This is a genomic window from Paragemmobacter kunshanensis (assembly GCF_011059185.1).
GTDB classification, from domain to species: Bacteria; Pseudomonadota; Alphaproteobacteria; order Rhodobacterales; family Rhodobacteraceae; genus Paragemmobacter; species Paragemmobacter kunshanensis.
The window spans coordinates 1-13,500 of record NZ_JAALFE010000042.1 but is presented as its reverse complement, the minus strand read 5'-3'; the positions used below and the strand labels follow the sequence as shown (position 1 = coordinate 13,500).

The window sequence follows — 13,500 nt, the reverse complement described above, 5'->3', positions numbered from 1 at the left end:
TCAGGATCGGCACGATCGAGGATTTTGACAGCGATATCACGCCCGACCTGGCTGTATTCCTGTCGGCCAAAATGCCCTCGATACCCCCCCTGTCGATCAACCCGTTGCCCTTTTCCTATCCGCACAAAGAGGACGTACAATAGGCTCATTAGGCTCATTTCTCAGTGGCAATTTTTGCATCGACGGCTCAGTTCAAGACGGAAACCAACAGCAACTGTCGGTATGGCTACGCCTGCTTCAGGCACAGCAGGCAGTCATGCTTCCGGCCGGAATGTACGATCGAAACCTCCCCGTGGTGCGCAAGGGTCTGATCCCCACCCTTGCCGCGGCGGCAATCGAGCAGGATCGCTTTGCGCACCTGGGTGCTGAAATACGCTTCGTACGTATCAGCGGGATAATGAAACCCGCAGGACAGCAGGCTTATGGCCATGTCGACCGGTGGCAGGTCCGCTTTGGGCTCCCGCTTGGGGTTGATCGTCGTGATCGCCTGATCGGGTACACCATTTGCCACAAGAAACTGGCGGGCGGCATCAAGGCTGGCGTAGCCTGCTCCGGTCTTGGCAAAGCCAAAATGAATGTCCTCGGACTCTTCGATATCGATCAAGACAAGGTCGCAGCCAAATCTCCGGTAGATCAGGAGGTCGATGAAGGCCTGACCGCAGCCAATGTCCGCCAAGGACGTAGGATTGACCCGTTCGATCGCCGGTTCGATCGCGAGGAAGATGTCGTTCAACTCGGCGCTGACCCTGGACAGGATCTCGTCGCGATGCTTGACGCAAGCCTCTTCCATGAGGCTGGGCCAACTGTCGCCCGCCTCCTCGCGTGACGGGACAAACCTGCCGATCCTGTTGGAACGCTGGCGGCAGAGATTGATGATCTGACGGGTGTCCAGCATGGAAAAATCAGTTGGCTCCAGACTCTTATTCACCGAGTTTCTCCGAATGATCTCTGACTTTCGCCGAGCAGGCTGGCATCGGACAGAAAGGTCGGCCGAACACGCCCTCTGCGCAAGCATATTTCTCGCCGCAAGGTCCGCTCGCAACCTCCCATTATGTCGCCAACATGATTGGGACTTGGCCGCAATCCTTTCATAGTGTCCACAAAACCAGCAGCAGGCCACTCTGCCTGAGGCATTCTGAAGTAGCCTCTGCGCCCATCGAGAAGCCCAAAGATGATGCGCCGTAGGTTCACCGAGGATCAGACCATCGGCATTTCGAGGGCGCTCGCTGTTGGGGTTTCCGTGGACGATCCGTAACGCAAGCACCGCGTCAGAGGTGTGATGCTTAGGGTTGGCAAGCGGAGTGTGGTCGTATGGAGGTCAGCGCCTTGCCTCCTAACAGCGCCTCCACCGAATACCAAAGCCGAGCCGCTGATAGGGACAGGCATTGGGAGATTTGGGCTAAACTCGCCCGATTTCCCGACGTTAATAGTCGATAGTCCCTTGCGAAAGCAGCGGTGGCGCGATTGGCGTGCCTTTGTCTTTCCGGCGTGGGGCTGGCAGAGAAGGTCGCACGCGATCTTTCTGCATGACCAAGGAATGAAGGAAGATCGATCATGGCAACGACGTACGAGGTCATCTTCCTTGGCAATTTGTCCAAGATCGACATCCTGGAAGGTAACGAACTCGCCGAGAACGCGTCGGCTATTCTCGGCACTTATGGCACCAGCACGGCCCCCCTGAGCGGACAGGTCCGCACGCTCTCGTCCAACAGCCTCAGCCTTGACGACAACACTGCCTATGACACGAACAATCTGTTGTTCCTTTATGACTCCTTCCGCATCAACGGCGGATCGGCGCAGTATTTCGATGCCGTAGCCACTTACAACGCAACGATCACCTATGCCGATGGCACAACCGCGACGATTACCGCCGTGGTGTTCCAGGATACGAATGGCAACACCTATCTCGCGCCGGAACTGACGAGTAATTCCGACCAGACGGCGCTGACCTCCAAGCCCATCATGTCGTTGGCTCTGAACAGTGTGGCAACGAACTCGGGAGATCTGGGGGCTGACCGCGTCGCCGGGGATTTCGTGTCACTGGTCGATGGCACGGCGAACGCGGACACGATGAATGTCGGCTACACCGATGCGCAGGGCGACAGGGTTTCGGACGGCAACGACTCCATCCTCGCGGGCGCGGGGAATGACACCGTCAATGCCGGGGGCGGCAACGACACGATCATTGCAGGCACCGGCCATGACAGCGTTTTCGGTGGGTCTGGAGCGGATTCCATCGACGGTGGTGATGGCAATGACACCATCGGTAGTTGGAGCAATGATGACGGCAATGACACGATGCGCGGGGGAACCGGCAACGACGTCATTATCGGCGGGGCCGGCAACGACCTGCTTTACGGCGACGACGGAGACGACAACCTGTCGGGCGGAGCCGGGGCGGATACGGTCTTCGGCGGCGCGGGGAACGATACCGCCTCGATTACCGATGACCACAATACTGACACCTATGATCTGGGCGAGGGGACTGGAGATCAGGATGCCGTTTGGTTCTCGAACTACGCCAGCACGAACGGGGTAAGCGTCACCTTCACCGGGAACGATGCGGCGACCTATGCCTATTCCGGTGGCATGGCCAGCGGCAGCTTTTCAGGCGCGGAGATCGTCGGGGGGACGGAATACAACGACACGATCAACGCCAGCGCGGATACGGATGGCCAGACGATCTTTGGTCAGGGAGCGGCAGATACCATCATCGGCGGGTCTGGCGCCAACATCATCACGGCGGAACGGGGGCGGACAGCATCTCGTCAGGGGCCGGGGCGGATATGGTCGATGGCGGCGAAGGGAATGATACGCTCTATTTCGGAACGGGCGGCGACACGGTCTATGGCGGGACCGGGGATGACCTGATCGATGATGTGGCAGGATGGCAGGCCGGGGCTTTCAACGACTATGTCGATGGCGGCGACGGGAATGACACGATCTATACCGGCGGCGGGAATGACACGCTCATTGGCGGCGCGGGGAATGATCGGCTGGAAGGCGAAGACGGCAACGACTTCCTCGACGGCGGTGCGGGCAATGACTCGCTGATTGGTGGGAGCGGCAATGACACGCTGAGGGGCGGCGCTGGGGATGACCTGCTGCTGGGTGGTGATGGCGCGGATGTCATTGAACTGACCATTGGCGGTGGATCGGACCGCGTGCTCGACTTCAACATGACGATTGTGGATGGGCGTACCGTCGATCGTCTGGATGTGTCGGAGTTGGTGAACGCGCAGGGCGATCCGGTCAACTGGCAGGACGTCGCGATCTCTGACACGACAGGAGATGGCAGCGGTCATGCCGTTCTGACCTTCCCGGGTGGTGAGCGGGTGATCCTCGAAGGCGTCACAGTCCAGCAGGCGACGGGTAAGGCAGGGCTCTATGCGATGGGCATTCCCTGCTATGTCGAAGGGACACCCATCTTGACGGCCGAAGGCTGGTACCCGGTCGAACAGTTGGTTCTGGGGCAACGCGTTATCACTGAGGAAGGTCCGCAGCGCATCATCTGGGCAGGAAAGCGCGTCCTGACAGGCGAGGATCTGGACAAGAGGCCGGATTGGAAGCCTGTGCATTTCCCGATGGGGGCGATCGGCAATACGCAGGCCATACGACTGTCGCCGCAACATGCCGTGCGGATGCGGGATGCCGAAGGGCAGGCTGTTGTGGTGCGGGCGCGGCATCTGGCGGAAAGCGGATTTGGCGGGGCCCGTGTGGCGCGCGGGGCGCGGCGTGTCTCCTATCATCACGTGTTGCTGGAGCGGCACGGTGTAATGAATGCGTCAGGCGCTGCAACCGAGAGCTTCTATCCCGGACGGCTGGCGCTGGAAATGCTGGACTGGCCGTCTCGGTTGGAGGTGGTGGCAGCGATCATGGCAGGATCGGGCCTTTCGGTTGCGGGAACGGAGGCGACCGCAGCGCTGCTCTATGGCGAACGGGCGCATCCCCTTGTTGGACGACGGGCACAGGAAGGAATGACCTGTCCTCCCTTCGCGGCACCCCGATCCGGACCTGCCCGCCTCTTGTGGAAAGCATGCAACTGACGTCTTGGAACGTCCGCCCAAGGGCTACGGGATTTTGGCCCCCAGGGGATGACAATCGCATCGGTGCCATCTCGCTCGTTTACATATTCGGCGACGGCGTCTCTCTTCGCCAGAATGTCGACCGATCTTCAAGTCATGATTGTTCAGGGCAGCAAGTCGAAGGCCTCGATCAACTCAATGACCGCAAGGATGCGTCGTGTCCCTGGGTCGATGAGGAAGATATGACGATCATCCCGATAGTATTCCCATCCTGATCCGGTATCCAATCCATAGGTCCAAGGATCGCGGATGCGAATGAAGTCGTCTATGCGCAGGTCATCGCCGACACGGTAACCGTAGTTCATCGCATGCTTCTTCGCCTGACCGGGCGGCACACATGGCGGATTCTTCTTCGCCAGTCCCGGCGGACAGTTCCAGATGGAAGCGTGACCGCCGGAGTGCCGATCGGGTTTTCCCCTCTTTCCATCTGCAAAGGTTGGGGTCGCGACACACAGCACGATTAGGCTCGCGAGCAGCGATTGAGATGCGCGCATGGTAGTCTCCTTCTGGAAGCTCACTATAACGCACGATCTTGCCACCGGTTCCAGTCACGCGCCGGTTGATCGGCGGGCTATCGCCAAGTTCACCCCGGTGGTTGGGCCCTTGCCACCAGCCCCTCCGCATCGACCACGCCCCTCTGCCCGCCCCGGCTTGCCTCGATCTGCGCTGGGGCCGGTCTTGACTGTCAGAACTTGCCCTGGCGAGCCGCCAAATAGTCTGCGGAAACGTAACCCGTCAGGCCGGGGGCACTTACCAACGAGACCCGGCACCAGAGCTGGCCAACCTCTGTGACGCAGTCGCGACGGACCAATTCCGTCCCATCGGGCAGACCGACGATCACCTTGAAACCAAGTCCTGGCCCTGCCCGCAGCTTGAGCAGGTCATCAGGTCCGGCACGTTGGACCACGACCCGATCGCCAGCTCCTCCCACACAGCCTGCCAAGAAGTTGAGCGCGATCAGGGTCGTGAACAGGAAGCGGGTCATGGTTGGTCTCAATCTATCTCAGCTGCGTTGTGCATCACTGGGCCGAGCATTGCAAATGATGGGGGAAAGCCGAGGATGCGTTCGTAATGACAAGCCCATCTAGGACCGCTGGAGCAACCCCTTCACATTACCCACGCCCCACTGCCCACCCCGCCGCGTCCTGATCCCGCGCGCGGTCAACTCCGCCGCCACCGCCCGCAGCGTGGTGTGTCCTGCTGCCCGAATATCCGCGATCACCGGCGCCAGATCCCGCGCGAACTGATCCGCATTCGCCGCGACGGTCGCCCTCAGCGCCGCCCCACCCTTCCCGGCCCGTTTGAGCGCCGCGGCACCATTCGGATTGCCCAGCTTCACCCCACGCGCCTTTGCAGATGCCAGCGCCTCCTTGGTCCGCCGCGAGATCGCCTCACGTTCGGCCTCGGCGACGAGTGCCATGATGCCCACGGTCAGGTCGTTCGCCTCCGGCATGTCGACGGCCACGAACTTCACCCCGCTGTCTCGCAGGGCGAGCAGAAAGGCCGCGTTCCTGCTCAACCGGTCAAGCTTGGCGATGACGAGGGTTGCCCCGGTGACCTTGGCATGGTGCAGCGCCTTCGCCAGTTCTGGCCGGTCCGCCTTTCGCCCGCTTTCCACCTCCGTGAACCGGGCCAGCACCTCCGCACCCCTCGATGCCGCGAACTCCGCGATCTGCCGCCGCTGCGCCTCCAGCCCCAGCCCTGACTGCCCCTGCCGCGCGGTCGAGACCCGCTCATATGCCACCAGCCGCTGCCCTGCCGCCATTCCCGCCTCCTGTACACAACTGCCTAACGTTCGTTGCGCAGTTCTGTACCATCGTACGCGGTGAGCTCGTAGAGGTAAGATCCTGATCTGTATGGGTTTCCCCTAGAGCCTGCCATCAATCAGGTAGCGCTTCTGATCGGGATCATCGGAAGGTTCATGCGGGATCGCCGGGCCATCACCAGACAGCGGCTTCTCCATCTTCCGACCCTCCTTGTCCTCGTAGATCACCACGAACTCCACCTTCGGAACCGGCTCACCGTTCATGGGTCCATTCCGCAAGGCCACGATGCGGGACCGCGAGGCTGGCGTCAGACCGAGTTCTGCCATGTAACGCCCCATCAGCTCCATCTGCCGGTTGGAGATGGTGAGCCAGGGCGATTGCTGGACATAGCCCGAGGGCGTGCGGATCAGCACCGGGGTCTCCTTCAGCTTCTCTTCCGCCTCCACCCAGCGGCCGTAGGCCTGGCAATAGGCCGCGAGCACCGCCCGATCCACGATGGTGACCACGCGCATCTCCACCAGCGCATCCACCAGCCGGTACCATTCCTCCCGCCCGGCCTCGTTCAGATGCGGCGGGCAGTCCGGTATCCCCTCAGGAGGGATCGGCTCGTCATGGTTCCAGGCCCGCTTGCCGCGATTGCCTTCCGCGCGCCGCCAGGCAGTAGGTTTGGGGGCCGGACCTCTCATGACCAGCGCTCCCCAATGGCATTGAAGAGGCGGCGCAGCGCGTAGCTGCGGGTCAGCGACAGGATCGTGAACACGGCCGCGACCAGCGCGTTCTCGGCCAGCGCCAGATCATGGCCAAGGGCCGGGAAGAGAAGCCGCTGCACCCAGATCGCCAAGAGGAAGCCGAGGACGGTGCCCGTGAGGGCTTCCATCGCCGAGGCGCGGCGGGATTGGCCTTCACGCATGATCGGCCTCCTCGTGGGGGGCGTGGTCAATGATGTTGCCGGGCATCGCCGTGCGTTCGGCAATCTGGTCGAGATAGGCCGTGAGACGCGAGAAGGCCTCTCCCTTGCCTTGCGCATCGACGAGCGTCGTGCGGCTGTCGATCTCCACGGTCTCGCGCCAGCCGCCTTGCGTCTTGAGATAGAAGATCATGGCCGTGACATTGCCAGCCCGGGCCTTGGTCACGAGGCTCTGGGCTACAGCGCCAACGGCGCGCGCCTTGCCCCTTTTGTACCGTTCACAAAGATCGGGATCCCGGTCGATGAGGTTGAAGAAGGTCGTCCGTCCAATCCCGAGGAAGTCCGCAATCTGCGCCGCGGTCAGCACGGCCGCGAGGGTCTCCACCTCGGCCCGCTGGGGATCGGTCAGCACGATGGCGGGACGTCCGGTCATGCGGCCTCCTCCGGGGCCCGCTGCGTTGCAATCTCGGCAAAGGGACGTCCCTCCCCTTCCAGCACCGCCACCTCGCCAGTAAACGCCTGCCAGCGCAGCACGGCCACATCCACATAGGCCGGGTCCAGCTCCATCGCGAGGCAGGACCTGCCGGTGGCCTCTGCCGCGATCAGCGTCGTCCCGGATCCGGAGAAGGGCTCGTAGATGGCCTGCCCGGCAGAGGAGTTGTTCAGGATCGGGCGGCGCATGCACTCGACAGGTTTCTGCGTGCCGTGGATCGTGGCGGCATCCTGATCCCGGCTGCCGATCGCCCAAAGCGTTGTCTGGCTGCGATCGCCACTCCAGTGGCCCTTGCTCTTCTTCCGCACCGCATACCAGCAAGGCTCGTGCTGCCAGTGGTAGTCGCCCCGGCTGAGGACAAGCCGTTCCTTGGCCCAGACGATCTGTGCGCGCATCTCGAAGCCGCAGGCCATCAGGCTCTCGGCCACGGTCGTGGCATGCAGCGCGCCATGCCAGACATAGGCCACATCCCCCGGGAACAGCGCCCAGGCTTCCCGCCAATCGGCCCGGTGGTCATTCATGACCTTGCCGGTGCGCTTCGTGTCCGACAGCCCGACACGATTACGCCAATCGGGATCGTAGGCCACGCCGTAGGGCGGATCGGTCACCATCAGGTGCGGTCGCACCCCACCCAACAGGCGCGCGACATCAGCCGCCTTGGTCGCATCGCCGCAGAGCAGCCGGTGGGGGCCCAGCTGCCAAAGGTCTCCCGGCCGCGAGACTGGTACTGCGGGCACCTCGGGAATGCGGTCTTCTTCCGGATCGGCGTCGCCCCGGCGCAACAACGCATCCACCTCCCGCGCATCAAAGCCGATCCCGTCCAGATCGACGCCCAAGGCCGCCAGATCGGCCACCTCGATGGCGAGCAGGTCTCTGTCCCAGCCCGCCTCCTCCGCCAGCCGGTTATCGGCCAGGATGTAGGCCCGCTTCTGCGCCTCCGTGAGATGCGCCAGTTCGATCACCGGCACCTGCGTCAAGCCCAGCTGACGCGCTGCCATCACCCGGCCGTGGCCCGCGATGATGCCGTTCTCGCCATCCACCAGCACAGGGTTCGTGAAGCCGTATTCCCGGATCGAGCCCGCCAGCCGCGCAACCTGCGCCTCCGAATGCGTCCGTGCATTCCGGGCATAAGGTACCAGTGCCTCCACCGCCCTGTAGTCAATCGCCAGGTTGCCGCTGCCGTCCATTTCGCACTCCATCCCCCCGCCCCGCAAACCTGCGGCGTCTCTGCGCGGGATGTGGGGGAGTATATCAGAGCGCTAATATGCTGATAAGAATGACATTTTCAGAACTCAGCCGACATTGGGCGACAGCAGACAGGAGTCGGCGCTGCTTCGCGATCTACAGCGGATGCTTCTTGTGGAATGCTATAGCCGCGTCGTTTGTGTCTGGGCATGCGTCGACAGCGGCAGAACCCAATCGGTGAAACGGATGCGGGCGTCCCTCAATCCGGTATGCCTCTAGGTCCTCTGGGAGGATTTCGTGCCAGAACTCGTAAGTCTCGAAGCCCGTTCCATCCGACGAAAAGGGTCCATAAACACACCTGAGCGTACGGAGCGTGTTCAGCTTGTACAGATCATTGACCTTATTGCAAATTATCTCTGTTCCGTCCGTTGCTCCGGAAATACACATCAGATCGACATTGTATCGTCCGAAGCGCAGGCTTTCCGACTTGTATAGCGAGCCAGTCTGAGGCGCGATTTGTCCTCCACCCCCCTCGTCGGATTCTGGCAAAATTCCCAGGTCTTCCAGCTTTTCTCCGAAATCAACGCGAGAACCCTTGTTGTCCTCGGTCAGGACTATGACGATTTCGCCAAGCAAGTTCTTTCCGTCTTCGGAATTGCATGGCGATTTTTCCATGGACATCGAGTGCGAGAAGAAGTCGGCCTGTGCCTGAACGGATAAGAACGGGTCCGTTAGCAGCGAGCTGGAAGCGGCTTCCGTGAGCAAGAATTCTAGCTCCTTAGCTTCACCAGTTCCAACAATCCCGCAGTTTGGATTGACCAGGTTCAGCGCCGTCCAGAACAGAAACTGCTTGTCATAGGGCGTGAGACGCGCTCCCGTTTCAAGCGCGTTCTGCATGGCAATTGCCTGTTGTTCTGGAAGGTAGTCAAACTTCGGGTCAGCCAGTGCGGGCGCGTTCATCGCCACGAGTGAAGCTGCGATGAGCGCCCGCTTGATGTGCTTTGAGAATTCCATCATCCAATCCCCAACTGCTCTTGCAGATCCCACCAACTGAAACAATCAATCCGACTAAGTGCGGCATACCTGTGAAGGCCATGAGCCCTTCGTGTCGGCACATGTTCCGACCAAGGTGAACTGAAATCAAACGCTACAGCCTAGACGAACCGATCATGGCAGATTCCGTTTGACCCTAGTGTTGGCAGACAAAGCCTGTAGATCAAGGTTTCTTTGTCGCTCGGCTTGCCACGTACAGTGGTCCTCAGTCGACCGGTTCCCAGTGCGCAACCGTGCCTAGCACAGCTTCCGATCTGGCCTTTTCCTCACATCCGTCGATCCACCAAACCTGCTGCCACGACCGTCCCCGTCCCTGCCGCCGGTATCGCGCCGATTTAAGGGACAAATCCCTATAGAGATTACTTATAGGGAAATGTCCCCCAAATACCCCCCGCTGGAGCGCCTTCTTGGCCTGCTCGATATTCTGGAACAGCCCAGGATGCAGAGCCGCGGCATCGGCCGGGCTGTCGACGGCGCAACCTGCGAGCAGCATTCTCTGGAAGATGTCCGGAACCAGTGAGTCCCACGCCACCACGCGATCATGGACCAGTGGCAAGGCTTCATCGGCCAGCACCTGGACCTCGAGGGGATTGACCGCCGTGCGGTTCACGCCGCGGCCTCGCCCGATTGCCTGGACGACCTCGTCCATGCAGACCGCTGAACGCAGGAGGTCCGCGCCCGGATCCTCATGTTCGATCGCCGACACGGCGCGCCGCGAACCGTTACGCATCAGAACACCGCGCCGAACCCTGTGGTATCCACCGTCCGGCAAGCGGCCGAGATAGGCGCTGGTCAGGTTGGCGATGTCATCTTCACCCGGCAGTGGCCTGCCTATCACGATCAGCAGGGCCACGTCTTTGAACATATCCAGACCTGCAATTGCTTTGAAGTGGCCGGTCACGACGCCGGGAACGCCCACAAAGGCGGGCTCGACGTCCTTGTAGGTGACGACCAGCACCCGTCCCGGCGAAACCCGCGCTGCTTCCCAGCGGACGTGATCGACGCATTCCTGCAGACGATTGCGGCGGCGGCGGTTTTCATCAGGGCTTACTTTGGGATCTTCGACCAGTGTCGACTTGCCGAAACTGCCCTGCACGGCCGTGAGATGCATGTTTGGCATCGCCGCCGAAATCTCGGTGACCGTCAGCCCCGGCAGAACGGTTTCCACGAGTTCTGGCCGCAGAGTGGCGTCGAGATGCAGAATGGGCAAATGCGCGAGGCTCTCGTCGATCGCGTGCAAGCCCGTGACCTTAACTCTGACGGCCTTGGTCACCGGATCGGGTGGAAGAACCCGGATCTGGCCGTTCCGATCAACGTCGCCTTCCAACAGCTGAGCGAGGGCCAGGAACAGTCTCTCGCGCCGCAGCGAGCGATTGGCATCCTGACTGAGGTCTTTGGCCCTCCGGCGAGCCGCTTGAGCCAAACCGGGTTGAAGCCCCGGATCGACCCGCAACCGCACTTCCAGAGCGGCAGCTTCCCGGCAGGCCTCAGCGGTCAGACCAGCATCAATCAGCTGCTGTCGGCACAACGTACCGGTGCCGTTGGCACGCACAGTATTGGCGGCAAGTGTTCTCATTCCAAACAGGTCCGCCCATGCGCGCTCTTCTTCGGCAGGATCGGACATCCGTGGCTCATCATGGGCCTCGATCGCGGTGATTTCCTCGACGCCAACTGTGACGGTCTTGATGGCCCGCTCCCAACAGCCTTCATCGATGACCATCAAGGCAACGGACTCAGTGTTGATCGACAGGCCTGTGAACAGATTGTCATAGGCCGCGATGACGATGTCCGCCGTCTCCATTTTGCGGAGGTTGTCCTGTTTGGCGCAGAGATCGAAGTTGTGGCAGCGGGCACCGCCACGGCGCATGCAGGCATTCGGAAACACCGGCTGCCCCGAAGCGATGGCCAGACGCACCATGTCGAGGTCCTGGCACATGCTCTGCCGAAGGCCGGGCATCCTGGCCTCGTAGCCGCGATGGACGGCGACGCGTACTCCATCCGAAACCCAGCCGGTGGCGGCCTCGTCAGCGAGGGCCAGTGACGGCACGAAGACCAGCAGGCGATGCGCAAGTCCGGCTTCCTTCAGCCTGCCCTGCAGAGACAGCAACTGTTCGCGCGAGACGGCGGATTTTCCAACGCCGACGGTTGCGCGGATCCCCACGCGCGGGGCCGAACCTGTCCGACCGGCGGCCTGCCAAGCCTCGGCCACAGTGCAGAACTTGCCGATTGTGTCCGCCAGCAGTTGTCTCGCTTCCTCCACCGGCAGAGAGGGTGCCACCTCGACCGGCCGGGCATCCGGCAACGTTCTTGACGGCAACCGACCCGCTGCCAGCAGCGAGAGCTTGTTCTGAACCTTCGTCAAAGCATCGGACGGACTATAGGCAGCACGACCGTTCTGTTTCCCCCGCGTCAGGACAGTCGATCCGGCAAACCGATCCCAGACACGATCTGCCAAAGTACCAGCGTCGAGGGCCCCACCTGCATCCACGGCGTCATGCACGGCATGGAACGCAATGCTGGACAGCCAGCCATCGCGACCATCGATCACCAGGCCATCCGCGTTCCGGGTGGGTCCGGTGCCCGTGGTTGAGACCCCACCCTTCCGAGACCGACGTTGCTCCGCGCCAATTGGCGGCAAAAGCGCCGCCAGTTCCGTCAGCAGGTCAAGGCAGGTGGCTTCGTCAACGAACGGGAGATCGGACAGGGGTACGTCCAGCGGTGTTTCGTCCGTGGCCCAGTAGTAGGGTCTTGCAATGTCCGGATGGACCCCAAAAGCAACGAACTGCTGCCCTTGCCCCAGGATTTCCAACCCACGGATCTTCTGCTTTGGGAACGGCGTAGCAGTCTGCACCATGTAGAGCCGCTTCGGCCAGCGCCCCACACGCACCAGCGTCGCGCCGAACCGGTCCTCCACGATCCGCCCCATCTGGTGGGCAATATCCGGGTCCAGCACGTCGATATCGATGCCAACCAGGTTCCCGGTTCTGAGGCCGACACCGGCATTCGGGAACGTCCGCACCCAGCTGCGAACCTGGGCTTCACCGATGGAGATCTGCTGCCATGCCTTGACGCAAGGGCGCTTTGTCCCCGGGACCAGCGGCAACGGTTCGTATCCATTATCGAGGAGTTTGAGCGCCACCTCCCCATAAGTGGGATGAACAATGCCGACGCGGCCGCCGCTGGCAGCCTTGGTTCCGTTGCGTTTGGTTTGCGCGGGCCCGTTATGAGGGTCCCGCGCCATGCCTAGCCGCCCTTGCGCCGGTGGCGGCCCTCATAGGCCTGCACGTCAGCCAGCAGATAGAGGACCTTGCCACCGATCGTGTGCCAAGCGGGCCCGTAACGTTCGGCCCGCCAGCGCTCGAGCGTACGCGTGGTCATCCGCCAGCGTTCGGCAAGTTCGGCGGTGGTCAACCAGGCAAGTTGAGATTGCGACATTTGAAACCTCAGCGGTCACCAATCAGGTTGCCCCAAGGATATCACTTACCTAAGCGTCTGATAATTATGACATTTTTTGCCATTTACTGCCAATTCACGAAATCTACCGACACTCGTCCTCGCCTGATGCATTTCCGAACGGCGCAATTCGCCTTTCTCGACCTTTGCCAATCGCCTGAGTCGCGGCAGACTGGAGGCATTTAGCCGCCAGAGGTGATCAATGACGGAAGAAATTGCGCCCGACGCTGTCCTCGACGAAAAGAGATCGAGATTACTACGAGCCAAGCTCGGTGAGCTACTTAAGTGGAAGGTGCCCATATTGACAGAAACAATAGGGCCACATGATCCGAAGGTATTCGAGGCGTTCGACGAGCGGCGCTCGAGTCTGGTGAGTTCTTGTATCGACCAACTTCGCCGGTTCACTGATGGCGAAATCGATCAGATCCTGAGCCGGTCGAAGGAAGCACAAAGTGCTGCAAGATCATGGGACAGCTTTCAGGTCACAAAACCCGAAGGACACTTTCACTTTTCTCGAGCATTGACGCTGTCCTGGCCAATTTCAGCGGGTCCTCACCA

13 protein-coding genes and 1 pseudogene are annotated in these 13,500 nt (G+C 61.3%); 3 read left to right on the top strand and 11 right to left on the bottom strand.

The genetic code is table 11. The annotated features are described in order from the left end of the window. Positions 1-226: 226 nt before the first annotated feature. Positions 227-895, bottom strand: coding sequence for a hypothetical protein (locus tag G5V65_RS20680; protein ID WP_165054264.1), 669 nt, complete (start codon positions 893-895; stop codon positions 227-229). 659 nt (positions 896-1,554) lie between these two features. Between G5V65_RS20680 and G5V65_RS20675 the strand changes: the two genes are divergently transcribed. Together G5V65_RS20675 and G5V65_RS22190 are read left to right on the top strand one after the other, a co-directional pair. Then, complete coding sequence (locus G5V65_RS20675) at positions 1,555-2,871, top strand: calcium-binding protein (protein WP_165054262.1); 1,317 nt, start codon at positions 1,555-1,557, stop codon at positions 2,869-2,871. Beyond that, positions 2,763-4,046 (top strand): Hint domain-containing protein, encoded by a 1,284-nt coding sequence (locus tag G5V65_RS22190; RefSeq protein ID WP_350339467.1) that lies wholly within the window; start codon positions 2,763-2,765, stop codon positions 4,044-4,046. Before G5V65_RS20675 ends, G5V65_RS22190 begins: the two co-directional genes overlap by 109 nt. Positions 4,047-4,189: 143 nt before the next feature. Here the strand turns inward: G5V65_RS22190 and G5V65_RS20665 are convergent, their stop codons facing one another. From G5V65_RS20665 to G5V65_RS20620, 10 genes are all read right to left on the bottom strand, one after another. Continuing rightward, positions 4,190-4,579: a hypothetical protein gene (locus tag G5V65_RS20665; RefSeq protein WP_165054256.1), complete on the bottom strand. Its 390-nt coding sequence runs from the start codon at positions 4,577-4,579 to the stop codon at positions 4,190-4,192. Between the two features lie 191 nt (positions 4,580-4,770). Next, on the bottom strand, positions 4,771-5,070 hold the full coding sequence (locus tag G5V65_RS20660) for an SH3 domain-containing protein (protein ID WP_165054253.1): 300 nt from the start codon (positions 5,068-5,070) through the stop codon (positions 4,771-4,773). A 99-nt stretch (positions 5,071-5,169) separates the two neighbouring features. Beyond that, positions 5,170-5,850, bottom strand: coding sequence for a recombinase family protein (locus tag G5V65_RS20655; RefSeq protein ID WP_165054250.1), 681 nt, complete (start codon positions 5,848-5,850; stop codon positions 5,170-5,172). Between the two features lie 102 nt (positions 5,851-5,952). Next, on the bottom strand, positions 5,953-6,537 hold the full coding sequence (locus G5V65_RS20650; protein WP_165054247.1) for a phage terminase small subunit P27 family: 585 nt from the start codon (positions 6,535-6,537) through the stop codon (positions 5,953-5,955). Further along, entirely contained in the window at positions 6,534-6,761 is a 228-nt protein-coding gene (locus G5V65_RS20645; protein WP_165054244.1) for a DUF7220 family protein, read from the bottom strand. Before G5V65_RS20645 ends, G5V65_RS20650 begins: the two co-directional genes overlap by 4 nt. After that, positions 6,754-7,191, bottom strand: a complete 438-nt coding sequence (locus G5V65_RS20640; protein WP_165054242.1) for a hypothetical protein — start codon at positions 7,189-7,191, stop codon at positions 6,754-6,756. The genes G5V65_RS20645 and G5V65_RS20640 overlap by 8 nt, the downstream gene beginning before the upstream one ends. Next, positions 7,188-8,438: a site-specific DNA-methyltransferase gene (locus G5V65_RS20635; protein WP_165054239.1), complete on the bottom strand. Its 1,251-nt coding sequence runs from the start codon at positions 8,436-8,438 to the stop codon at positions 7,188-7,190. Before G5V65_RS20635 ends, G5V65_RS20640 begins: the two co-directional genes overlap by 4 nt. 154 nt (positions 8,439-8,592) lie before the next feature. After that, positions 8,593-9,453, bottom strand: coding sequence for a hypothetical protein (locus G5V65_RS20630; RefSeq protein WP_165054237.1), 861 nt, complete (start codon positions 9,451-9,453; stop codon positions 8,593-8,595). Between the two features lie 241 nt (positions 9,454-9,694). Then, positions 9,695-12,730, bottom strand: coding sequence for a bifunctional DNA primase/polymerase (locus tag G5V65_RS20625; protein ID WP_165054234.1), 3,036 nt, complete (start codon positions 12,728-12,730; stop codon positions 9,695-9,697). A 2-nt stretch (positions 12,731-12,732) separates the two neighbouring features. Next, positions 12,733-12,900 carry a helix-turn-helix domain-containing protein gene (locus tag G5V65_RS20620; protein WP_241250686.1) on the bottom strand — a complete coding sequence of 56 codons (168 nt, stop codon included), beginning with the start codon at positions 12,898-12,900 and terminating at the stop codon, positions 12,733-12,735. 244 nt (positions 12,901-13,144) lie between these two features. Between G5V65_RS20620 and G5V65_RS22185 the strand changes: the two are divergent. Next, positions 13,145-13,500: pseudogene (locus G5V65_RS22185) on the top strand (hypothetical protein); the annotation flags it as partial.

Bases quoted from the DNA above. Each gene is read 5' to 3' on its own strand.
- G5V65_RS20665 (WP_165054256.1), bottom strand. From the start codon at position 4,579: ATGCGCGCATCTCAATCGCTGCTCGCGAGCCTAATCGTGCTGTGTGTC.
- G5V65_RS20625 (WP_165054234.1), bottom strand. From the start codon at position 12,730: ATGGCGCGGGACCCTCATAACGGGCCCGCGCAAACCAAACGCAACGGA.
- G5V65_RS20675 (WP_165054262.1), top strand. From the start codon at position 1,555: ATGGCAACGACGTACGAGGTCATCTTCCTTGGCAATTTGTCCAAGATC.
- G5V65_RS20680 (WP_165054264.1), bottom strand. From the start codon at position 895: ATGCTGGACACCCGTCAGATCATCAATCTCTGCCGCCAGCGTTCCAAC.
- G5V65_RS20635 (WP_165054239.1), bottom strand. From the start codon at position 8,438: ATGGACGGCAGCGGCAACCTGGCGATTGACTACAGGGCGGTGGAGGCA.
- G5V65_RS20645 (WP_165054244.1), bottom strand. From the start codon at position 6,761: ATGCGTGAAGGCCAATCCCGCCGCGCCTCGGCGATGGAAGCCCTCACG.
- G5V65_RS20650 (WP_165054247.1), bottom strand. From the start codon at position 6,537: ATGAGAGGTCCGGCCCCCAAACCTACTGCCTGGCGGCGCGCGGAAGGC.
- G5V65_RS20640 (WP_165054242.1), bottom strand. From the start codon at position 7,191: ATGACCGGACGTCCCGCCATCGTGCTGACCGATCCCCAGCGGGCCGAG.
- G5V65_RS20655 (WP_165054250.1), bottom strand. From the start codon at position 5,850: ATGGCGGCAGGGCAGCGGCTGGTGGCATATGAGCGGGTCTCGACCGCG.
- G5V65_RS20660 (WP_165054253.1), bottom strand. From the start codon at position 5,070: ATGACCCGCTTCCTGTTCACGACCCTGATCGCGCTCAACTTCTTGGCA.
- G5V65_RS20630 (WP_165054237.1), bottom strand. From the start codon at position 9,453: ATGATGGAATTCTCAAAGCACATCAAGCGGGCGCTCATCGCAGCTTCA.